Annotated in this window: 20 protein-coding genes and 1 riboswitch; of the genes, 11 read left to right on the top strand and 9 right to left on the bottom strand. The window is 55.4% G+C overall.

The genetic code is table 11. The features are described from left to right. Nucleotides 1-64 precede the first annotated feature (64 nt). Nucleotides 65-916, top strand: a complete 852-nt coding sequence (locus RBB47_RS07585) for a DUF2235 domain-containing protein (protein ID WP_305985164.1) — start codon at nt 65-67, stop codon at nt 914-916. A 749-nt stretch (nt 917-1,665) separates the two neighbouring features. Here the strand turns inward: RBB47_RS07585 and RBB47_RS07590 are convergent. The 3 genes from RBB47_RS07590 to RBB47_RS07600 form a co-directional block, all read right to left on the bottom strand. After that, the gene (locus tag RBB47_RS07590) at nt 1,666-2,181 is read right to left on the bottom strand and encodes a GNAT family N-acetyltransferase (protein WP_305985165.1); all 516 of its coding nucleotides are present in this window, start codon (nt 2,179-2,181) and stop codon (nt 1,666-1,668) included. A 17-nt stretch (nt 2,182-2,198) separates the two neighbouring features. Further along, a complete protein-coding gene (locus tag RBB47_RS07595; RefSeq protein WP_305985166.1) occupies nt 2,199-2,684 on the bottom strand; it encodes a GNAT family N-acetyltransferase in 486 nt (161 codons plus the stop codon). 79 nt (nt 2,685-2,763) lie between these two features. Continuing rightward, nucleotides 2,764-3,978: a GTP-binding protein gene (locus tag RBB47_RS07600; protein ID WP_305985167.1), complete on the bottom strand. Its 1,215-nt coding sequence runs from the start codon at nt 3,976-3,978 to the stop codon at nt 2,764-2,766. A gap of 160 nt (nt 3,979-4,138) precedes the next feature. On the opposite strand from RBB47_RS07600, the gene RBB47_RS07605 reads away from it, so the two are divergent. The 7 genes from RBB47_RS07605 (at nt 4,139) to RBB47_RS07635 (ending at nt 10,388) form a co-directional block, all read left to right on the top strand. Continuing rightward, nucleotides 4,139-4,375, top strand: coding sequence for a hypothetical protein (locus RBB47_RS07605; protein ID WP_305985168.1), 237 nt, complete (start codon nt 4,139-4,141; stop codon nt 4,373-4,375). 243 nt (nt 4,376-4,618) lie between these two features. Then, nucleotides 4,619-4,847, top strand: a riboswitch (cobalamin riboswitch). A 126-nt stretch (nt 4,848-4,973) separates the two neighbouring features. Continuing rightward, nucleotides 4,974-5,420 carry a DUF1636 domain-containing protein gene (locus RBB47_RS07610; protein ID WP_305985169.1) on the top strand — a complete coding sequence of 149 codons (447 nt, stop codon included), beginning with the start codon at nt 4,974-4,976 and terminating at the stop codon, nt 5,418-5,420. Then, nucleotides 5,420-6,931, top strand: coding sequence for an ABC transporter substrate-binding protein (locus tag RBB47_RS07615; protein WP_305985170.1), 1,512 nt, complete (start codon nt 5,420-5,422; stop codon nt 6,929-6,931). Before RBB47_RS07610 ends, RBB47_RS07615 begins: the two co-directional genes overlap by 1 nt. A gap of 19 nt (nt 6,932-6,950) precedes the next feature. Then, nucleotides 6,951-7,913 (top strand): ABC transporter permease, encoded by a 963-nt coding sequence (locus tag RBB47_RS07620; RefSeq protein WP_305985171.1) that lies wholly within the window; start codon nt 6,951-6,953, stop codon nt 7,911-7,913. Next, nucleotides 7,906-8,691: an ABC transporter permease gene (locus RBB47_RS07625; RefSeq protein ID WP_305985172.1), complete on the top strand. Its 786-nt coding sequence runs from the start codon at nt 7,906-7,908 to the stop codon at nt 8,689-8,691. The genes RBB47_RS07620 and RBB47_RS07625 overlap by 8 nt, the downstream gene beginning before the upstream one ends. A gap of 18 nt (nt 8,692-8,709) precedes the next feature. Beyond that, entirely contained in the window at nt 8,710-9,501 is a 792-nt protein-coding gene (locus RBB47_RS07630; RefSeq protein WP_305985173.1) for a cobalamin-binding protein, read from the top strand. Nucleotides 9,502-9,503: 2 nt separating this feature from the next. Next, complete coding sequence (locus RBB47_RS07635; RefSeq protein WP_305985174.1) at nt 9,504-10,388, top strand: DUF1289 domain-containing protein; 885 nt, start codon at nt 9,504-9,506, stop codon at nt 10,386-10,388. Here RBB47_RS07635 and RBB47_RS07640 read toward each other — a convergent pair. After that, entirely contained in the window at nt 10,373-10,912 is a 540-nt protein-coding gene (locus tag RBB47_RS07640; protein WP_305985175.1) for a hypothetical protein, read from the bottom strand. The two genes, RBB47_RS07635 and RBB47_RS07640, sit on opposite strands and share 16 nt — an antisense overlap. A gap of 505 nt (nt 10,913-11,417) precedes the next feature. On the opposite strand from RBB47_RS07640, the gene thrS reads away from it, so the two are divergent. Together thrS and RBB47_RS07650 are read left to right on the top strand one after the other, a co-directional pair. Continuing rightward, entirely contained in the window at nt 11,418-13,400 is a 1,983-nt protein-coding gene (gene thrS / locus RBB47_RS07645; RefSeq protein ID WP_305985176.1) for a threonine--tRNA ligase, read from the top strand. A 253-nt stretch (nt 13,401-13,653) separates the two neighbouring features. Continuing rightward, nucleotides 13,654-14,217 carry a GcrA family cell cycle regulator gene (locus tag RBB47_RS07650; RefSeq protein WP_305985177.1) on the top strand — a complete coding sequence of 188 codons (564 nt, stop codon included), beginning with the start codon at nt 13,654-13,656 and terminating at the stop codon, nt 14,215-14,217. A 144-nt stretch (nt 14,218-14,361) separates the two neighbouring features. Here RBB47_RS07650 and RBB47_RS07655 read toward each other — a convergent pair whose 3' ends face one another. From RBB47_RS07655 to RBB47_RS07675, 5 genes are all read right to left on the bottom strand, one after another. Next, nucleotides 14,362-14,826: a DUF1348 family protein gene (locus RBB47_RS07655; RefSeq protein ID WP_371932754.1), complete on the bottom strand. Its 465-nt coding sequence runs from the start codon at nt 14,824-14,826 to the stop codon at nt 14,362-14,364. Nucleotides 14,827-14,904: 78 nt separating this feature from the next. Then, nucleotides 14,905-15,369 carry a cyanase gene (gene cynS / locus RBB47_RS07660; RefSeq protein ID WP_305985178.1) on the bottom strand — a complete coding sequence of 155 codons (465 nt, stop codon included), beginning with the start codon at nt 15,367-15,369 and terminating at the stop codon, nt 14,905-14,907. A 17-nt stretch (nt 15,370-15,386) separates the two neighbouring features. Continuing rightward, nucleotides 15,387-16,304 (bottom strand): ABC transporter ATP-binding protein, encoded by a 918-nt coding sequence (locus tag RBB47_RS07665; protein WP_305985179.1) that lies wholly within the window; start codon nt 16,302-16,304, stop codon nt 15,387-15,389. An 11-nt stretch (nt 16,305-16,315) separates the two neighbouring features. After that, nucleotides 16,316-17,317 (bottom strand): nitrate ABC transporter permease, encoded by a 1,002-nt coding sequence (gene ntrB / locus RBB47_RS07670; protein ID WP_371932760.1) that lies wholly within the window; start codon nt 17,315-17,317, stop codon nt 16,316-16,318. 72 nt (nt 17,318-17,389) lie between these two features. Next, complete coding sequence (locus tag RBB47_RS07675; RefSeq protein ID WP_305985181.1) at nt 17,390-18,820, bottom strand: CmpA/NrtA family ABC transporter substrate-binding protein; 1,431 nt, start codon at nt 18,818-18,820, stop codon at nt 17,390-17,392. Nucleotides 18,821-19,104: 284 nt separating this feature from the next. Between RBB47_RS07675 and RBB47_RS07680 the strand changes: the two genes are divergently transcribed. After that, complete coding sequence (locus RBB47_RS07680; protein WP_305985182.1) at nt 19,105-21,000, top strand: sigma-54-dependent Fis family transcriptional regulator; 1,896 nt, start codon at nt 19,105-19,107, stop codon at nt 20,998-21,000. The last annotated feature ends 42 nt before the right edge of the window (nt 21,001-21,042 follow it).

Below are 21,042 nucleotides of genomic sequence, written 5' to 3' on the forward strand. Positions count from 1 at the left end.
TCAAAGATAGCCGACAAATTGAAAACACAATTCGGCAGCTTTCGCGTTTTTACGAGAGGATCCCGTGGCAAAACTTAAAACCGACATCTACGTCGGTATCGACGGAACCGGCCCCGAGGGATTTCGAACTGATATTGGCGTCAGCCCTTTTGGAAAAAAACAACGTTCCAATCCGGGCTACGGCATGGAGATGCAATACGTTGATATTGGTTCCGAAGAATCTTATGCCCATCAATTCGTGCACAGCCACGTCTATCACTATTGGCTGAATTGGCATGGCCTGAAGAAATACTACAAGCGAGGCCCTGAGTTTTTTGGTTTTTCAACTGAAGTGCGGGCAAAAGACGCATTCGATTGGTTGATCGAAGCCCGGAAGTACTCAAGAGGGAGAATTTTCCTTTGTGGCTATAGCCGGGGCGCGTACGCCGTTGTCCGCGTTGCGCACATGTTGAAGAGCCTTGCTGACAAGGGCGATAGTGAGCTCAATTCCAGTGTGCATGCACTCATGTTGTTTGATGCCGTGCAACGGACTGAGGACTATCCAAACCTCGTGAACGCTTACTTTTGGGGGTACGGAAACAAGGTCGATGCGGACCAGTCCATGTCAGTTATCCCAGACAACGTTGTGAACTGTTGTCATCTTCGACGGAGTCCGGAGGGTAAATCCCGTCAGGTGATGGGAAACTGTTCAACGATGCTTCAGGATAGTCGCAAAACATCTTATCAGGAGCGTTTTTTCCGCGGAACCCATGGCTCGATGGGTGGCATCTACTATCAGCCAGGGCCCGGCCAAAGAGCCGAAGACCAGGTGGTCGAGCCCGGAACCGGCGCTACAAACGTGACGTTTCGACAAGACAAGACAGCTGCGCATGAAGCACGGGATGAGATGGATCAATTCCTCTATCGCGTTGTTTGAGTCCCTGGTCAGGTGTTTTCCTGCTCTTGCCAATTGCGACCGTTTGTTACCCTATTCTCCGCGAAGAGTGGCCAAATACCGCTAGGAACGGAGTGCTTAATTGAACCGGCGCACCTGGAAACGTGGGCTGGGGATCCAATACAAAACAGGTTCAAAAGGTGCCTGGGACCGGTCGGTCTCGAATAACGAACACCGTCCCAGACAAACACTTGCTTTGGCAGCTTTGGGCATATGCAGAGTTCTGAAAGGCAATAAAATAAGAAAAATTAGCACAGACTCATAGTTTTTAATTAGAATAAGTAAAAACTAGAATCATTCTAATACTTAAAGTACGTAGTAGTGTGTATTGATTTTATTTAGGAGCCAGCCTTCAATCCAGATGAAAGAGGGACACGGAATTCGTTTTGAATGCCGAGGGAGACGCACCACGATGGCTTGTCGTAGCACCAAAGATACCATCTCTTCGAATGTGAGCCCAAAGACGTGTAACGGCGACTGCGCAAACTGCGGTGCTGTTGGCTCTATTCTTGACCAGCTCGATATCTCTCTTCAAGACAGTCTCGACGGTACACTGCAACGGCATCCGCAAAAACAGACCGGACCTCAAACCGTCGGTTCGTAGATTTTCACCGCGCCTATCACCAAACGTTCCTTTTGACGTTGTAAGAAAGGCCCGAAGCCCTGACCGCTCGGCGAAGGTGTCATCGTGTCTTGGTGTGCTGGCGCCGACTCTTCAAACTTGAGAAACCCTACCGCACCAGATCATACGCATAGAGATGGTCAGGATAGTCGTATCCTTCGAGCATGATGTCGCGGCAGTAAGTCATTCCAACCTTCTGAAGGACGTGCACGGAACGAGAATTGTGCGGGTCGACAATCGCAACGATACGGTCCGGTCGCTTTCCAGATAGCGGCATTTCAAGCAGCGCTGAAACCGCTTCTGTTGCGCACCCCTGCCCCCAAACATTTCTTGCCAGCCGGAAACCAATTTCCGCGTCTCCCGGCTGCACGCGTTCAAGGTCACTCACGAGACTGATGTATCCGACAATTTGCCGGTTCTGTTTTCTTTCAATTGCAAGGAGGAACGGCGGCTCAAGCTTGTTTCCGCTGGCCAAGGCAGCTTGGAACCAGGCAGCTTGCTGTTTCTCGGTGAGCACTCCGTGATCGCTGAACTGCATGACGTCTGCATCGCCAAGTATGGCGTTCACGGACGGCCAATCGCTTTCCTTCCAGGGCCTTAATGTCAGTCTGCTGGTTTCAATCACCGGTTTTGTGACCCCGTTTATCGAAGCGAAAGGGAACGCTCGTGCTCCGTGACGTGCTCTCGTGGCGAAGGCAAAGCCCCGACAGTGCCGGTTGGGCGAAACCCTGCTTGTTCATAGGGCCTGATCGCGGCGAGATTGCTATCGGCAACATCAAGAAACACCTGGTCAAAGCCGGCGGCAAAAGCCCAATCTATCACGCTTTGAACGAGGAGATTACCAGCGCCTATCCGCCGTGCCTCCAGGGCTACCCACATCCCAAAGAGACCGGCAACACCGTCCTGGTCTCTCCGGGCTGCACCGGTCACCGAGCCGATATCTTTGTCACCCAACACGGCGAAAAAGGTCTGCGCCCCTGAAGTCAGACGCTGGCGCCATCTCCTTTCGGGAAACGCTTCCTCGTCAGCATATGTGCTTGCAAAGGCATCGGGCGTGTCGCGCAAGGCACGAAGGCGGATCGCTCGATATCGCTGCCATTGATCTTCAGCGAGTAACTCAATTCTCATGTCGCTGCCAGTCTCGTTTTCGGGTCCTCGACCCGCCAATTTCGCTGGAAACACACAAAACGAGTTCCCTCAGCAAAAGTCAGCCCCAAGCGGGAAAGGGATCTTCGAGCTTACGGTGGGCTTTGGAGACGCCCGTGATGGCACTGCCATGAAGACAGGCATCAAGCGCGTTCCGAATTGCCTGCTCATCCATGTCCGCTCCACCGATAAAGACGAGTTCCTGTCTACGGTCTCCCCAGGTCGAATTCCAGAATTTGCGAACAAACGCAACTGATTCTGGATCTTGCGGCCAGCGCTCCTTCGGGACCGCCGCCCACCATCGCCCAAGACCCTCGGTACGCGTCACGGTGCCAGCAATGGAGAGTTCGCCGAGCCAGTCCGGGCGCGTTGCAATCCAGAAGTGGCCCTTTGCCCTGAAGACGCCCTTGAAACCCTCGTTGAGCAAGGCGTGCAGTTTCACGGGATGAAAGGGACGGCGCGCGCGATAGACAAAGGAACGGACGCCATATTCCTCGGTTTCGGGCGTGTGGTCCTCGTACTCGTAGAGTTCCTTGAGCCACAATGGATGAGATTGCGCGCGCTCTTCGCTGTAGAGACCGGTGTCGAGAATGGCATCGAGCGGTGCACGACTGAAATCCGTTTCGACAATGCGTGCGTCCGCGTTCAGGCCGCGGATGACGCGAAGAACTTCGTCGCGCTGTTCGGCTGTAACGTCGCTGATCTTGTTGACGACAACGACATCGGCAAACTCGATCTGTTCAACAAGGAGGTCAACCAGAGTTCTGTCATCGGTGTCGCCGGCGGTTTCGCCGCGATCCCGCAGGAAATCCCGCGAACCGTAGTCCTTGAGAAGGTTGATCGCGTCGACAACAGTGACCATCGCATCCAGTCGCGCGAAGTCCGACAAGGAGTGATCTTCTTCGTCCCGGAAATCGAATGTGGCAGCAACCGGAAGCGGCTCTGAAATTCCGGTGCTTTCGATCAGGAGATAGTCAAAACGTTTTTCGTCGGCGAGACGTTGCACTTCTTCGAGCAGATCATCGCGCAGTGTGCAGCAGATGCAGCCATTGGTCATTTCCACCAGCTTTTCATCCGTACGCGACAAGCCTGCGCCGCCGTCGCGCACGAGATCGGCGTCGATGTTCACTTCGGACATGTCATTGACAATAACGGCCACTTTTCGACCTTCGCGATTGTTCAGGACGTGATTGAGCAGGGTTGTCTTGCCGGCACCGAGAAAGCCGGAGAGAACGGCGACGGGAAGACGTTGGTCGGAACCGGAAGAGATGGACATGAGATGGCACTTCTGAGTAATGTTATAAAGTAACGTTTTACATGCGATGCCTGATCGGCAATTGCAAGACGCCGTGACCGAATTTGACGCCAAAGGCACCGCTCCTCGGATCCTCGATGCGCGGCGTGTGCTCCAGCCACCAAAACCCGAGAGACGTCCAATGAGACCCTTGCGTACCTATGACAACTGGAAGCATTGCATCACCGACATCTGCAAGGTGCCGCTTACAGCTGACTATGTCGCCGCCCGGTCAAAGGAACTTCGCGATACCCAGAATTTCGACACCAAGAAATTCGTCGGCAGTTGGGGCGAGCCGCATCGACAACGGGTTGTCGCCGGGTTTGAACAGGCAGAGACAGAATTCGCTGGAGACGGCTCAAACAAGAGCGAAGCATAGGCCGGCCTGGTATCTGACGATGGTGATTTCCACAACTTCAGCGGTCGCTCAGGGGCCTTTAACGCTGAACGGCGCTCAGTTTTTGCCGTCAACTACGGGCGACCTCAGGCAACCGCGAGGCTTATGCTTTGGGGATCAATCGGCACAAATCAACTCTCAGGATCGCCTGCGGAAACCCGTGCCTTTCCGGTCACTGCACCGACAGATCGTCGGACTGTGCCGGTTGACTTCAGGCATCAAAGACGCTTCAACATTCGTGATGGTTCTCATGTGCCAAGCGATGCACGCGAGATGAAAAGGGAACACGGTCAGGTGTAGCCAACAGGCGCCAAACCCGTGACTGCCCCCGCAACTGTAGGCGGAGAGCGAACCTGATAGAGACCACTGGGCCGGCAACAGCCACGTGCCCGGGAAGGTTCAGGAAAGCTTCGACCCGCGAGTCAGGAGACCTGCCATCAATCCATGCAACGCTCGGGCGGGGTGCCCCGAGGAGGTTAGGTAATGACGACAAGACTTAATCAGGCTTCGGCGGCCTGTTCCTTTGCCGTTTTGTATCTGCCCCTTTGGCATGCCGTCCTTTCAACGGAAAGAACGGCTGATGCTGGAAGGCGACAGGGCAATTCTCTCGGTATGTACACGGTGTCGGGTCCCGGGTGACGGCTGCGCGCTTGAAGAGCGGCCAGGTTACCGCCTGGCGCAGCGCATAAAGACGCAGTTTTCCAAAAGCGACGCGGCAAGGCTTGGCGTCGAGCTTCGCGGTGTGCGTTGCATGAGCCAATGCAAACGCCATTGTGTCGTCGCGTTGTCCGGCACCGGCAAATTCACTCTCGTATTTGGCGATTTGGACGCATCCACTGATGCGGATGCGATCTTGCAGCTCGCGGCGCAATACGCGGTGGCCCCTGACGGGCAGATTGAGCGGCCGGACAGGCCCGAACCCCTGCGTGCCGGCATCTTGGGCCGCATCCCGCCACTCGCCTTTGACGGCGAGCAGATCGACACGACTTTCACCATAAAACCAACTGATTGCGAGGAGGTCCTCTAATGCTCCCATTTTCCTTACGCAGACCCGTCAAACAGGTCCTGCACAGCGCTGCCCTCGGCGCCATGATGGCCCTGCCCCTGGCGATGGGCCCGGCTCAGGCTGACAGCGTGACCGTCGGCCAGACCTTCCTGGCCTCCGGCCTTGATCCGGCTGAAGGGTCAACCGGCTGGGCGCTTGTCACACACGGGATCGGAGAACAGCTTTTCCAGGTCTCGCGCACAGGCGAAGTCGTTCCGAACCTGGCGTCTTCGGCAAACTTCAATGCAGATGGCACCTGGACCGTTGAACTTGCACCCGATCGTTTCTTTTCCGATGGCACACCCGTCAGCGCCGAGCTTGTTGCAGCCGCGCTCAACAGGACGGGTGAGGCCAACCCATCCGCGCGAGCCACAGCAGGGCGGTTGACGTTTGAAGCCATTGATTCAGATACGCTCAAGGTTTCCACCGAAGAACCGACGACCATCCTGCCTTCGATCCTCGCGGAATGGGCCTTCCCGGTTTACATGGAAACCGACTCCGCACCGATCTTTACCGGTCCCTTTGCAGTGACCGACTTTCAGGCGGGCTCACAGATCAGCATGACGCCGAACACGTTTTATACAGACGCTGACAAACGGCCTGACGTGGTGCTACGCCGGATCGCAGACGGCCAGTCTCTGGCTCTGGCGTTTGCCTCTGGCGAGCTGGACCTTGCCTTCAATCTGCCCGTGGAATCGCTCTCCATGTTCGACGGCACCCGGGGCGAGGCAGTCAAATCGTTTCCGGTTGCCTACCAGTACATGATGTGGATGAACACGCGTCATCCGGCACTTGAGGACGTGCGAGTGCGCAAGGCTATCGATCTGGCGGTCAACCGAGACGATCTGGTCGCGGCAGCTCGCGCCGGAAAACCGGCAACCGGCGCATTTGCGAGCAGCTACCCCTTCGCAGCGAACGGCCCACTCACAGAGGATCTGGAAGCAGCCAATGCGTTACTTGACGAAGCAGGCTGGGTGAAGGGCGAAGATGGAGTGCGCTCCAAGGACGGTAAACGTCTTGAGCTTGTGCTATGGGCCTATCCACAACGTCCGGACCTCGTCACCTTTCAACCGGTTGTCCGAGCAGCTCTCGCCGAACTCGGCGTCAGCGTGACTACGCAGGTTACAGAAAGCCCCAGCCAGGTGGCCGGCGAAGGCGGCTTTGACCTGTTCCTATGGGCGCAGCATACTGCACCGGCAGGTGATCCCGGTCTGTTTCTCTCGCTCTTTTTTGAAACCGATGCCGCACGCAATTACTCCGGCTGGTCAAACCCGGACTACGACGCACTGATTTCAGAGCTGCGCGCCGAAGGCGATCCGGAGGCACGCATCACACTTGCTCAAAAAGCACAGGAGATGATTGCCGAACATGCGCCTGTCTCGTTCCTCGTGACGCCTGAATGGCATGTCGGCGTCTCCAAGCGTGTTTCCGGATATGAACCGTGGGGGTCGGACTACTACGTTCTGCGTCCCGACTTCATGCTGACGCAATGACGGCTTTGAGGTCCGCGTAATGAACTGGTTCGCGGCGACACGATTTGCAGTCCTGCCGGTTGCGTCTCTTGGCGCGTCCTGGATTGCGGTGGTTGCCGTGAGCTTTCTTCTGATCAGGCTGGTTCCGGGCGACCCGGTCGAGATCTTCATCAATCATATGAACGTTCGTGCAACGGATGAACTCATCGCGGCCTACCGGGCTGAATGGGGTCTCGACCGAAGTCTCTTTGCGCAGTTTGCGATCTGGCTTCAGGGCTTTATCACCCTTGACTGGGGGCAGTCCTTTGTGACCGGACAGGCCGTCACGGCCGAGCTCTTTCCGCGTGTCGGCTGGTCCGCGGCCATTGGTCTTGCCGGTTTTGCAAGCGCTATTCTTGTCGGCTCCGGAATAGGCTTTCTGGCGGCGTTGCAGCCGGGCGGTCTCGCCGACCGACTATCGCGCCTGTTCGCGATTGGCGGTCAGGCACTGCCTGCCTTTGCCGTAGGGCTGATCGCCTTGTGGATCCTTGCTGCCGAACTCCAATGGATCCGGCCATTTTCAGGAGGTGTGGTGGAGCGCCTCCTTTTGCCGATTGCGCTTGTCGCGTTTTTTTCCATTGGCAGCGTCTCCCGCCTGGTCAGGGCCGGTTTCAGCGAGGTATGCAACGCGCCCTATATGCGCACGGCGCTGGCAAAGGGACTGGGCCGCGGCAAGGCCCTCTGGCGGCACGGCCGCCGCCATGCGGCCATTGTCTTGCTTGCCGGCATCGCTCCCGACCTGGCGTGGATCATCGGTGGAACGGCGGTCGCAGAGATCGTTTTCGGCGTGCCGGGATTGTCGGAACGCATTGTTGCCGCGGTCGCTGAGCGCGACTATCCGGTGCTTCAGCCTTACATTGCCCTGATCGCCTTGTGGCTGGTGCTTGGTTTGCGCCTGATCGCAGTTCTTCGACGGTCGCTCGATCCACGTGTCGATCTCGGTTTGGAGGTAGGTCATGGCTGACGTCGGCACATTGGCCCTACGCATCTTCATGTTGGTCGTGCTTCTGTTCATCGCCATCGGGTTTTTCTGGCAACCGCATGATCCCCATGCTGTCGATCTGAGCCAGTCGCTAGAAGCGCCCTCGTTGGTCCATTGGCTCGGAACGGATCATTTGGGCCGGGACCTTGCGTCCAGACTGATCGTGGGTGCGCAGAGTTCTGTCCTCGCGATCGCAATCGTCCTCGTTTCGAGCATCGGGATCGGCATCATGGCTGGGGCTGCCATTGCAATCGGACCGGGAAGCGTCTCCGTCATCTTGCGGTGGTTGGCCGAAACCGTTCTGACGATCCCAACATTTGTACTTGCCCTGGTGCTGGCCGCCTTGTTCGGTGCCGGACTGATGGCGATCGCAGCCGCTCTCATCGTGGTCACCTGGGCACCCTATGCCTTGAGCCTCGCCGCGCTCTTTGATCGGCTGCGGGCGGAACAATACTGGCAGGCCAGCCTCGCGATGGGGTCCGGATTGCCGGGTGCGCTTCACAGACACCTGCTTCCGAACACGCTGCCCGTGCTCGGCGCGCTTGCTGGTGCAGATGCCGGCCGGGCCGTCATCCTTGTTGCGTCTCTTGGGTTTCTGGGACTGTCCGCCGACACGGGGCATCCGGAGTGGGGAGCGATGATCCACGAGTACCGAATGTTCCTGTTCTCCGAGCCGCGGCTCATTCTTGCGCCGGTCTTCGCGACAACCGTCTTGGCTTTCCTCTTGAATCAGGTTCTCGATAGGAACGCAGATGTTTGAAGGGAGATAGGCAAAGTCATGAAGACATTTCCGCCTGAACGCATTGTCTGCCTAACGGAAGAGACAGTCGAGACAATCTACCTGCTTGGCGAAGAAGACCGGATCGTTGGCGTCTCAGGCTATGCGGTGCGGCCGGCGCGCGTGCGACGTGAAAAGCCGAGGGTTTCGGCCTTCACATCAGCTGATATCCCAAAGATCCTCGCCCTGGAGCCCGACCTCGTTCTGACTTTTTCCGATTTGCAGGCCGACATCGCAGCCGAACTGATCCGAGCAGGGGTTGCTGTCGTTGCCTACAATCAGCGCGACATTGCTGGCATCCTCGCCATGATCCGGCACCTTGGAGCGACCATTGGCCAGGCAGCAAAAGCCGATGCTCTGGCCAGCCAGTATGAAGCGCGGTTGGCACAGGTCGCGGCAAACGCTGAAGGCCAGCCGCGTCCGGTTGTCTATTTCGAAGAATGGGATGATCCGATGATCTCAGGCATCAAGTGGGTGTCTGAACTGATTGAGGTCGCCGGTGGCCGCGAGGCTTTTCCGAAACAGGCAGAAAGCGGTGGTGCACGCGACCGGATTGTTTCGTCGGACGAGGTCATCGCCGCCGCGCCGGAGGTCATCATCGCATCCTGGTGCGGCAAGAAGGTACGCCCTGAGAAGATTGCAGCGCGCCCTGGCTGGGACACAATACCCGCAGTCCGCGATGGCCATATTGTCGAGATCAAATCGCCCCTTATCTTACAACCCGGCCCTGCGGCCTTGACGGATGGTCTTGATGCCATTCTTGCAGCGCTAAATCACGATCAGAAGGTCTAAACATGAGCATGGTCAGCCCCTGTGTCGGTACCTGCAAACTCGATGAGGCAACCGGGTTTTGCATAGGCTGTGCCAGAACCGGAGACGAGATCGCTGTTTGGGGCGGTGAAACAGATGCCTGGCGCGCTGACATCTGGGACGCACTCCCTGAACGCTTTGATAGCCTTGGCGTCGCCTGCCGACGTTTACCCTGGGACACAGACGAGATACGCGCTTTTGTCGTAAGAAGCCTGCAGGAGAACCAGGGAACCTGGGTCGCAGGTGTTGTCGGCGCGGTCGGTGAGTTCACCGCAGCTCCGGGAAACAAGGTCCATGTCGACTTTGAGGGAGATATCATCGTTGCGACCACGCCGGGCGCAAGGCTCAGGTTTCACATCGATGACCATGTGCGCGCCTTGACGTTTGATCCCAAAGTGACCCCAACCAGGGAGATGCGGGTGATGCTTTCCGTCAAACGGGAACGCGGGCGCCCAGAGGTTGCCCACGTGCTCTCGCCGCTTGGGAAAGATTGCTCCGCAATCGCGGCCGCGGACTGGGACGCAACCTTGTTCGACCTTGGTCTTGGACGCAAAGAAGCACGCTTTTGCGTTCGAACCGGACCCGGCCCGCTAAACGATGCGCTTGTGCGTGCAGACGGGACGGCTTTTCCCGACAACCTGCCAAAGATCGGACCTGCCTTGCTCGAAGCGAGCCCGGCCCGTGTGATCGAAACGGCCCTTGGCCGCATCGAAGTCATGACTCCGATCCCTGCTCCAACCGGAAAGTCCCCTCTCGGTCCCCACACGCATCTTTTGCCGGACCATCTTGCCTCGGGACGCGCAACACCGGCCGGCATGGACCTCCCCCGCGCCTATCTTCCAGGTGCGATCTTTTATCCGGCAGCTTGACGTTTCGAAGGGGCGATGCCAGCCAGGGCGCCAAGGCCGTAAAGAGCACCGAACGTCGCGAAGGCGAGCGCATTCGTCCAGCCGATCTGCCAAATGACCGGCAGAGAAAAAGCAGAAGGATGTGACGGCAACAGCCAGCTCGCCGCGTAAACGACTGCTTGTTGCGCAAGAAGCGCTGCGGCAAACGCAATCAATGCAACGGCTACAAACAAATGCCCCGCAAACTGCCTTTGGCTAAACAGCGCTGCCATCACGGCAGCAACAGCCGAAAAGCCGAGCACAGCACCCCAAGCAAGCGTTGCCATATCTGTCGGATAACCGAGCACGCCAAAGCCGATGACCTGATTGACCAACCAGCCGAGGATGGCCGTGACAAGTGCTTCTCTCCAGGGAAGAACAAGCGCAGCGAGCGCGCCGATTGCGGCAAAGGGCATCGCGCAGGCCAGCGCAAAACTGAATAGCACGGCCGCTGAGACGAGAACCACTGGCCAAACCATCACCATCTTGTTTTCACTGTTAGTCATTACGACAAGCTCCCACTAGCGTCCTAGTGTGTCACACTGCTCGACACGATGACAACGGTCCGGCAATTGAGTCACGATGTCATTTCGAGTGCTGGCGCACATGCTGTTTAAGAAATGGGTGCTCGAACCGTTGCTTTCAGTCCCGCTAGCAGATATTACCACTCGACATGTAACGTTATAACATAATGCGTGAGGCAACTGGGCGTCCGGACTGAGGTCGGCTCGACGTCGTGACAAGACATCAGAAGTTTCAATGATGGGGTTCAGACCACATGTCGGTCGGATGGAACTCCGTCAGTTGGAGAATCGAGCCCGCAGAACACGGTGGCCGAGAACAAGGAGATGATCCTTATTGGTGGAATTTTCGGCCATGAAGTTCTTCGGTCTCCGACATCGGGAAACCTTAGAGCTTGGCATTGCCAGTGCGCTCACTCCCCAGTCTTTCCGAGCTTCAAAATTATAGCTCGAGGCAATCAAACTTAACCCCTGAAATTCGAGAAGAGTCATGGTCCTCATCACCCTGCCCGACGGTGGACAACGCACATTCGAAGAACCGGTGTCAGGTTCGGACATCGCAGCCTCAATCGCGCCTTCACTCAAGAAAAAGGCGATTGCTATGGCGCTGGACGGCAGTCTGTCGGATCTATCCGCACCTGTGACGCAAGACGCCAATATCGAATTCATCATGCGAGAAGATCCGCGCGCATTGGAGCTCATTCGCCACGACGCTGCGCACGTTCTTGCGGAGGCGGTCCAGGACCTGTTTCCAGGCACCCAAGCCACCATTGGGCCTGTTATCGAAAACGGCTTCTTCTATGATTTTGCGCGAGACGTTCCATTCACGCCAGACGACCTGCCCGTGATTGAAGCGCGCATGCGCGAAATCGTGTCCCAGAACCAACCCTTCACCCGTGAGGTGTGGAGCCGTGAGGAAGCCAAGAGTTTCTTTCGCGACAAAGGCGAGCATTTTAAAGTTGAGCTTGTCGATGCAATCCCGGAAGGCGAACCGATCGGGATATACCGGCAGGGAGACTGGCTCGACCTGTGCCGGGGTCCGCACATGACCTCCACCGGCAAAATCGGATCTGCATTCAAATTGACCAAGGTTGCAGGTGCATATTGGCGCGGCGATGCCGACAATCCGATGTTGACGCGTATCTACGGCACGGCGTTCGCGACACAGGAAGAACTGGACGCTCATCTGAAGATGCTTGAAGAAGCCGAGAAACGGGATCACCGGCGTCTCGGCAGAGAAATGGATCTCTTTCACTTCCAGGAGGAAGCGCCGGGGTCGGTCTTCTGGCACGCCAAGGGTTGGTCCCTATTCCAGAGCCTCATCGCCTACATGCGCGATCGGCAAGCTGATGCCGGCTATATCGAAGTCAACACGCCCGATATCATGGATCGAAACCTCTGGGAAACTTCGGGCCACTGGCAAAATTATCGCGAACACATGTTCACGACGAAAACCGAAGACGATCGCGACTTCGCACTCAAACCGATGAACTGCCCCGGCCACATGCTCATCTACAAGCAGGGCCTAAAGAGCTATCGCGACATGCCTCTCAAGATCGCGGAGTTCGGCAAGGTGCACCGGTACGAGCCGTCAGGCGCATTGCATGGTCTTTTGCGGGTCCGGTCCTTCACTCAAGATGATGCACACATCTTTTGCACGGAAGATCAGCTCACTGCCGAGTGTATCAAGGTCAACGACCTTATCCTGTCGATTTATGCCGACTTCGGGTTCACCGACATCCGCATAAAGCTCTCGACCCGGCCGGAACATCGCATAGGTTCCGACGCGTCGTGGGATCGCTCCGAACGGTCGCTTCGCCGCGCCCTGGATACGTTGGGCAGGCCCTACACCGTCAACGAAGGAGAAGGTGCGTTTTACGGGCCCAAGCTTGAGTATGTTTTGCGCGATGCCATCGGCCGTGACTGGCAATGCGGAACGCTCCAGGTGGATTTCAATCTGCCTGAACGCTTCGGAACCTTTTATGTCGACGACAAGGGCCAGAAGGTCACCCCGGTGATGCTGCACAGGGCGATGTTTGGATCGCTGGAGCGCTTCACGGGCATTTTGATTGAGCATCATGCCGGAAAACTGCCCCTTTGGCTGGCTCCCGTGCAGGCTGTTGTCGCAACGATCACTTCCGAAGTGGACGACTATGCTGACGAGGTCGCCTCGCTTCTGCGCGCACGAAACATCAGGGTGGAAAGTGATCTTCGAAACGAGAAGATCCCATACAAGGTTCGCGAACACAGCCTGAAGAAGGTCCCGATCCTTATCATCCTCGGGAAAAACGAATTGGAAAACCGCACCGTTTCCATTCGACGCCTTGGCTCACCCAAGACAAATGTGTTCGGGCTTGAGGAGGCTGCGGATTTGATCGAGAAAGAGGCGCAGGCACCGCAGACGGCTCGATCGACTTCATTTTCGTCTACCTCACCAGACCATCTTGAGGCGATGGAAAGCGCTTTGGCGTAGTGCCAACGACTTGAACACTCGCAGTTTGTGTTTGCAGCCTCTGGATGACAATCGGTGGGCGTCATCCGGAGGACGTTCACCTGGCAACAAATGATGGTTTCGCGCAAACCTCATGGGGAAAACGCTTCGTTGAACGCCGCTTTCCTTGCTGACATGCCAAGCTGGAGATAACGTTATGAAATAACATTACAAATTGAGATCTCTATGTCGCGTTTGGTCAAGCTCCCGCGATGGGTTTCAAAAGTGAGGCGACATGTCTGCGAGCGCAGGATCGACTTGGACAGAAGAACGCATTGAGCGACTGAAAACTCTTTGGAGCGAGGGGTTGAGCGCCAGTCAAATCGCGTCTCAATTGGGCGGCGTTACACGCAATGCCGTGATCGGAAAGGTCCATCGCCTTGGACTGTCTGGAAGGCAAAGAACGAGCGTCAGAAGTGTGGCAAAATCCACGTCAGAAGCAAAGCAAGTGGCTGGGCAAACGCATTTACCCCGCCCGCCAAGAGTTGCTGCGGTCTCCGCTACTGCGCAGGCTGTCTCGCCTTCTCACGTACCCGAGCCTCTGACGGAAAACCCTATTGAAACGAACAACGTCATTCCAATGAGCCGATACCTCACAATACAGGAGCTTGATACTCACACCTGCCGCTGGCCCATTGGAGATCCACAGTCGCCACAATTCCGATATTGCGGAGCCGCGACGGAACCAGGGCAAGTCTATTGCGGCCCTTGCTCGCAAAAGGCCTATTTGCCTAAGGAAAACAAGAAAAAGACCACGTTAAAAACCAACCAGCAACTTATGTGGCGACAGTTTCGGTGAGCCGGATGTCGAGCGGCTCTTTTCAGCTGTCGGAGCGGTGAAGTGGGCAAACAATTTGCGTGGCTGGTTTTTTGAACGCACATCCTTGATCGACAAACGACTGCAATGTCGAGGATCTTTGGTCGACGTCATCCTGTACGAGGTTCATAATCCCAATTCCGTAAGGCCGGGATGATCGTCCGGGCGCACACCGCTCGGCCAACGAAAGAGCCTGTCACTCTCTTGGATTGCAACATCATTGATTGACGCATGACGCTCGGCCATCAAGCCTTGAGCATCAAAACGCCAGTTTTCGTTGCCATGGGATCGATACCAATTGCCGTCAGTATCGTGGCATTCGTAGACAAAGCGCACCGCAATTCTATCGTCAGCGTGCGCCCAGATTTCCTTGATCAGGCGATAGTCGAGTTCCCTCTCCCATTTCCGCGTCAGGAATGCCTCGATCTCTGCCCGACCATTTACAAACTCTGAGCGGTTGCGCCATCTCGAATCGGGTGTGTAGGCCAACGCGACCTTGGCTGGGTCTTTCAAGTTCCAAGCATTTTCAGCCATTCGAACCTTTTTGACGGAGTCCTCAAATGTAAACGGTGGCACAGGGGGTCTGATCAAGATGGTGATCCAATCTACTCATGAAAGATGCGACGAGCCGAACGTCACTTCCAGCTCGCCTAACAATTCCAGTGGCGTTTACCAGCTATTGTAGCCAAGAAACTTGCCGGACATTTCGACCTTCACCCTGTCGCCTTTGGGGTTGGCGACGCGCGTGATGCTCATGTCAAAATCAATAGCTGACATGATGCCGTCGCCGAACTCTTCATGAATAAGCGCCTTGATGGTCGGGCCGTAGACCCCAACGATTTCATAAAGCCGATAGATGCATGGGTCCGTCGGCACCGTTTGCTCCCAAACCTTTGTGGGGCTCTCGACAAGAACTTCGATCACCTCTTGCGGCAAGCCGAGCACCTGAACAAGTGCCTTGGCTTTCTCTTCGGGCATGGCATTCATGCCGACACAGGCTGAGTGGGTCCAGACCGGTGACATCGAGATCTTATCCGCGATGTCCTCCCAGGACATTTTGGACGCCTTTTTTGCAGACAAAATGATCTGGGCCACGTCATCTTTGGTGAGCAGTTGCGGAACTTCGATGGTCATGATTGACTCCTGTTTCACTATTCATTCACGGCGCGCAAATGCGCTTGATGAGTTGGATCATCATCGGTTTCGGGCGTGTCTTTCTCGGTGCGGTCAATACGGATGGTTTCCGGCGAGTTGGCTCCGCTGCCGCTAGACTGTCCTGCCAATTCTTTGGACCTTGAGCCGAGGAAGTGCACGAGATGATTGCGGATGGCGTAGTAGTTCGGGTGATCGATGATTTCTTCACGCCGGCGCGGTCGTGGAATGGTGATCTCCACGGCCTCCGCGACACGTGCGAACGGTCCGTTGGTCATCAGCAAAATGCGGTCCGCAAGCAGAATGGCTTCGTCAATATCATGCGTGATCATGAAAACGGTTTGATTTGTCCCGTTCCAAATTTTCAGAAGTTCGTCTTGGATTGTTCCGCGCGTCAGCGCGTCAAGCGCGCCAAAAGGTTCGTCGAGAAGAAGCAGTTTGGGGTGATTGGCGAACGCTCTTGCAATAGAGACGCGCTGGCGCATACCTCCAGACAATTGGGATGGTTTCCGGTGGATGGCGTCGCCATCTAGGCCCACCATGGCGAGGTACTTTTCCGAGTGTGCCTGAACTTCGGACTTGCTCCAATCCGGATGCCGCGCCGCTACACCAAACATGACGTTTTTCAGAGCTGAGAGCCACGGCAGCAGCGAGTAGTTCTGGAACACCACGCCCCGATCAAGGCTCGGCCCAGAAATTTCCTCGCCGTCCATAATGACAGTGCCGCTTGTTGGCTCAGCCAAACCAGCAAGTACGTTCATGATCGTCGACTTGCCGCAACCGGAATGGCCAAGAATGCAGACGAATTCACCCTCTGCGACACTAAACGTGGCGTTTTCGAAAACGGTAAGAGTATCCCCTGCGCCGTCCGGAAACTGCTGTGTGAGAAGTTCAACGGAAAGAAATGGCTTGGTCATCAATTCACTCCTTATTCAGCGTAAGCGACGGCACGTTGCAGTCGCGCAAAGGCGGCATCGAGCAACATGCCCACCACGCCGATCAGAAGAATTGCGACAATCATTCGGTCGAGACGCAGGCCATTCCATTCGTTCCACACCACGTACCCAATGCCAGTCCCGCCAACGAGCATCTCGGCGGCGACGATCACAAGCCATGCAATTCCGATGGAAATGCGCATTCCGGTAATGATGGTGGGCGCTGCTGCCGGCAAAATGACGGTTAGTGCGGTCTTCGTGGTGCTCAATTCGTGTGTACGTGCCACATTGACCCAGTCCGACCGGACATTGGCCACACCAAAAGCCGTGTTCGTCAGCATTGGCCATAGCGAGCAAATAAAGATCACGAAAATCGAAGACAATTCGCTATCGCCGATGGTGAAGAGCGCGATCGGCATCCAGGCCAACGGCGAAATGGGTTTCAAAACCTGAATGAAAGGATCGAGCGCCTTATAAAACATCGGCGACATGCCAATGAGGAAACCCAACGGAATTGCCACAGCCGCCGAAAGCGAATACCCAATCAGAACCCGCAGCAACGAGTATCCCATCTGTATGCCAAAACCCATGTCGTTGGTGCCGGCGACGTAGAATGGATCAGCTATGGTCGCCCACAACTCCTTGCCGATCTGGGTAGGTGAAGGGAAAAGCGAACCAGGTGCTGGCGCGCTGTTTTCATCCGGGGCGCTGATACCGAGCGCCTGGATGCCACCGGCAGCTTCGATCATCGAGCGCGAAAGATTGAGGGAAGCAATTTGCTCCAATTGCGCAAATTCAACGCCTTGCGTGGCATAGTATTCAATGTCCTCGGAAAGCATGTTTTTCCCAAGCAGCGTGTCCATCTCGCCTTGTGACAACTCGACGCCCGTGGGGCCTGTGTCAGGGACATGCGTTGCTGCGTGCCAAATGAAGACGCCGACAAACAAGATTGTCAACGACAGCAAGGTGCTGCGCATATCTATTTTCTGAACCATAAAAATCATCCCAAAATTCAAGAGTTAAGACGGGGCGAGCATGCTCGCTCCGTCTTTCGTTTTTGGGCTGGTTCAGCCGACAGTGCGAGAGAACGGTTGGCTATCAATGAACTGCTGCGCCGCAGCCGGAGCGAATTCGCGGCCCTGAATATCAACAGGCGCGTAGACATCCTGTTCTGCATCAGAGAAGGTCAAGTTCGGGTCAGCCGCCATCATCGCGCGCATCCGTTCACGTGTGGTCGTCGTCATGACCAGTTCTTCCGCAAGGGTTGCGTAGTCGGTGTCAGCGTCGATGTAGTTCCAGCGCCGCAACTGGGAAAGTACCCAAGTACCCATCGTCTGAGTTGGCAATGGCATGAACGAAATCCTGTCCGGCACGTTCTTGATGTTGCCTTGGCCGTCGGGGAACACACCAGTCAGGATCTGTTTCAGAATTTCGACTGGTTGGTTGAGGTAATTTGCCGGCGCCATCGATTCTGCGAATGCAACACGACCTTCTGACGTTTCCGCCGAGGCTGTGGCCTCAAGAATGGAAGTCGTCAAAGCCATGGTCGTGTTCGGATTTTCTGTAATGAATTTCTCAGACAGACCGAACACACAGCACGGATGTTGCTTCCAAAGATCCAATGTCAGTTTGTGAATAAAGCCAACCTGGTCATAGACGGCACGCTGACAGAACGGGTCTGGTGCGAGATAGCCATCAACGTTCTCTGAGCGCAGGTTTGCGACCATTTCAGGCGGCGGAACGACGCGAATCTGGATGTCACGATCCGGGTCCAGGCCTGCATCGGCAACATAGTTGCGAAGCAGAAGGTTGTGCATCGAATATTCAAACGGAACCGCAAACTTGAAGCCTTTCCAGTTCTTCGGATCCTGATTGTCGCGGTGCTTGTTTGCCAGAACGATTGCCTGGCCGTTGGTGTTTACGTTTGATACCACTTTCCAGGGCTGTGCCGTGGATCCAATGCCGAGCGACATTGCCATCGGCATCGGGAAGAGCAGGTGCGAACCATCGTATTCGCCGTTAAGGCACTTGTCGCGTGATACGGCCCAGCCAGCTGTCTTAACAATATCAACATCAAGACCATAACGCTGGTAGAAGCCCAGTGCATGACCGCCAATGATCGGTGTGGCGCAGGTGATCGGCACGAAGCCCAAAGTCAACTTTGTCTTCTCTAGGTTTTTCATGGCCTCTTCGGCCATAGCCTGAAGGGACGTCAGCGGGAAAACGGTCGAGACGGCGGCAAGTGCACCAGTCACACCGGCGCTGCGTAAGAACGCTCGGCGCGAAATGTCCGTTTTGAACAAACCCTGCATAACGGAACTTTCAAGCGCACGCGCCATTCCGACTTCTGCGTTCAACGATTGTTTCGCACGAAGCTTCAATGCGTCGGCATCTTCCTTCGAAAGTCCAGCATAGGGATCAGTAGGGCTTTCTGAAGCCTCACCACATTCGTTCCAAACATCGATGTTCGGATTAAATGGGTCTTTGAAGTGGGTCATGTGTTACCTCTCATGATACTGCATCGACTGACAAGACACCCTCACGACAAGACTTTTTTCGCCAACGATTCCGATATGTGCGCCGCGAGCGGGAGATTGCGAGGTCTAACAATGCGAGAGCTCTGACAATAAAAATAGCCACTTTTCGAGATTTCAATTTTATGAATTATCTATTTTTTTCAATAGCTTAAATTCGTTACACTTAAGAGTCTAAATACGAAATTTCATAAATTACCAAATTTCGTGTAGGTTCGTGAAAATGCGTATCAATACGGATGGATGGAATGCACGGCAGACTGACAGACCAGAAGTTGTCGCTTCAGCTTGAAGCCATTCCGCTTCCCGCGCTGGTGCTTGATGCCACGGAAGATCGCGTTCTAAGCGCGAATGCGGCTGCACGTCATATATTGGCTATTCAGCATTTGGAAGACCTGCGTTTTTCTGCCCTGATCGGATCGAACATTGCCGAATTTATCGTGTTTCTGGACGAGGTTGCCCATCGTGGAACGGCATGGACGCGGAAGACTGTTCTCAGCAGCAAGAATGGAATGCGTGTCGAGTGCGAAATTCGCGCGCAGATGAATCCGCGCGACAACGACACCCATCGCCCTCTTTTCACGCTGCTGATTTTGGAACTCAGCGAACTGTCGCAACATGAGAAACAAGTTGAGACCGATCAGCTTCAACGCGATGGAATTGTCGGGTGGAAGCATGCGGAGGAGTTCTTCGCAGAGCTGGAACTGCGGAACCAACTCATCCTTAACGCGGCCGGAGAAGGTATATATGGCGTCAATACTCAAGGACAGGCCACATTCGTCAATCGCGCGGCGCAAGAAATGCTTGGTTGGACGCTTGAAGACCTCGTGGGAAATGTGATCCACGACATCATTCACCATCACCACACCGATGGCAGCGTTCATCACGCTCATGATTGCCCGATCTACAAATCGTTCCGCTTTGAAAAGGTGATGCGGGTAGATGATGACGTGTTCTGGAAGAAAGATGGGAAACCCATACAGGTAGAGTACGTTTCCACCCCGATCTACAACCAAAAGGTATTGGCGGGTGCAGTGATTGTCTTTCGTGACGTCACGGAGCGAAAGGTCAATGAGAAAAAGCTCATTGATGCAATGAATGAGGTGGCAGATCTCAGGGATCGCCTGGAGCAGGAAAACGCGTATCTTCAACTAGAGATAACCAAAGAACGCGCTCATCAGGACGTCATCGGCCGCTCTCTTTCCATCCAGCAACTTCGCGCCAAGATCGATCTAGTTGCGCCCACGAGCGCCCCTGTGCTGATCACAGGTGAAACCGGGACAGGCAAATCAATCGTGGCCAATGCGATACACAAGAACAGCCTTCGGAAAGGTCGTCCTCTCATTCGCTTCAAGTCTGGCTCGATTAGCCGGACGGCGATTGAAGCGGAACTCTTTGGTCGTTCTGAAAACGCTTTGACAGGCGAAAAACCACAGATGATCTCAGGGGCGATTGAACTGGCGCACGGCGGAACACTGTACATTGAAAATGTGTGTGAGTTGCCGCTCGAAATCCAAAACAAGCTCTTAGGTGTTCTTCAAGACGGCAGGTTCAAACGTATTGGCGACACTCAGTTTAAAAATCTCGATGTACGGATCATTGCCGCAAGCACCAGCAATGTCGAACGCGAGGTTTCAGCGGGTAGGTTCAGCGAAGAACTTTTTTTGGCATTAAATGTCTTTCCCATCAGCTGCATTCCTTTGCGCAATCGAAAAGACGATATACCTGATCTCGTGACGCATTTGTTGGCGGTTGCTTGTGAACGCCTCAATCGACATGTGCCCAAAGTGACCGAGCGCACCATGCGAATGCTTACGGAATATGCCTGGCCAGGTAACGTGAAAGAACTGCGGAACGTCATAGAGCGCGCAGCGATTGTGTCTCGTGGCGAGAAATTGATTGTGGAGCTTGGCAGCGCGACCGGGCCGCGCGCGCATATCGGAAAGACGGTCAGAACCGAGTATGAAATGCAGTTGGAAATACGCGCCAATATCGTATCTGCTCTCAAAGAGGCGCACGGCAAGGTGTCCGGCAAAAACGGCGCAGCCGCCCTGCTCGGCGTTGAACCAACCACGCTTTATTCGCGCATAAAGAAACTCGAAATAGAGAAACGGGAATGGCAACAGCTTGATGGGGAGCCATAACAATTCCAGGGTGCGAGTTGACGGTTTCCCGCCCTCCTGTGA

The organism is Roseibium sp. MMSF_3544, from assembly GCF_030732845.1.
In the GTDB taxonomy this organism is placed as follows: domain Bacteria; phylum Pseudomonadota; class Alphaproteobacteria; order Rhizobiales; family Stappiaceae; genus Roseibium.

Excerpts from the sequence above, each read along its gene's own strand:
- RBB47_RS07595 (WP_305985166.1), bottom strand. The coding sequence starts at position 2,684 with ATGAGAATTGAGTTACTCGCTGAAGATCAATGGCAGCGATATCGAGCG.
- RBB47_RS07600 (WP_305985167.1), bottom strand. The coding sequence starts at position 3,978 with ATGTCCATCTCTTCCGGTTCCGACCAACGTCTTCCCGTCGCCGTTCTC.
- RBB47_RS07605 (WP_305985168.1), top strand. The coding sequence starts at position 4,139 with ATGAGACCCTTGCGTACCTATGACAACTGGAAGCATTGCATCACCGAC.
- RBB47_RS07610 (WP_305985169.1), top strand. The coding sequence starts at position 4,974 with ATGCTGGAAGGCGACAGGGCAATTCTCTCGGTATGTACACGGTGTCGG.
- RBB47_RS07615 (WP_305985170.1), top strand. The coding sequence starts at position 5,420 with ATGCTCCCATTTTCCTTACGCAGACCCGTCAAACAGGTCCTGCACAGC.
- RBB47_RS07620 (WP_305985171.1), top strand. The coding sequence starts at position 6,951 with ATGAACTGGTTCGCGGCGACACGATTTGCAGTCCTGCCGGTTGCGTCT.
- RBB47_RS07625 (WP_305985172.1), top strand. The coding sequence starts at position 7,906 with ATGGCTGACGTCGGCACATTGGCCCTACGCATCTTCATGTTGGTCGTG.
- RBB47_RS07630 (WP_305985173.1), top strand. The coding sequence starts at position 8,710 with ATGAAGACATTTCCGCCTGAACGCATTGTCTGCCTAACGGAAGAGACA.
- RBB47_RS07635 (WP_305985174.1), top strand. The coding sequence starts at position 9,504 with ATGAGCATGGTCAGCCCCTGTGTCGGTACCTGCAAACTCGATGAGGCA.
- RBB47_RS07640 (WP_305985175.1), bottom strand. The coding sequence starts at position 10,912 with ATGACTAACAGTGAAAACAAGATGGTGATGGTTTGGCCAGTGGTTCTC.
- thrS (WP_305985176.1), top strand. The coding sequence starts at position 11,418 with ATGGTCCTCATCACCCTGCCCGACGGTGGACAACGCACATTCGAAGAA.
- RBB47_RS07650 (WP_305985177.1), top strand. The coding sequence starts at position 13,654 with ATGTCTGCGAGCGCAGGATCGACTTGGACAGAAGAACGCATTGAGCGA.
- cynS (WP_305985178.1), bottom strand. The coding sequence starts at position 15,369 with ATGACCATCGAAGTTCCGCAACTGCTCACCAAAGATGACGTGGCCCAG.
- RBB47_RS07665 (WP_305985179.1), bottom strand. The coding sequence starts at position 16,304 with ATGACCAAGCCATTTCTTTCCGTTGAACTTCTCACACAGCAGTTTCCG.
- ntrB (WP_371932760.1), bottom strand. The coding sequence starts at position 17,317 with ATGGTTCAGAAAATAGATATGCGCAGCACCTTGCTGTCGTTGACAATC.
- RBB47_RS07675 (WP_305985181.1), bottom strand. The coding sequence starts at position 18,820 with ATGACCCACTTCAAAGACCCATTTAATCCGAACATCGATGTTTGGAAC.
- RBB47_RS07680 (WP_305985182.1), top strand. The coding sequence starts at position 19,105 with ATGCACGGCAGACTGACAGACCAGAAGTTGTCGCTTCAGCTTGAAGCC.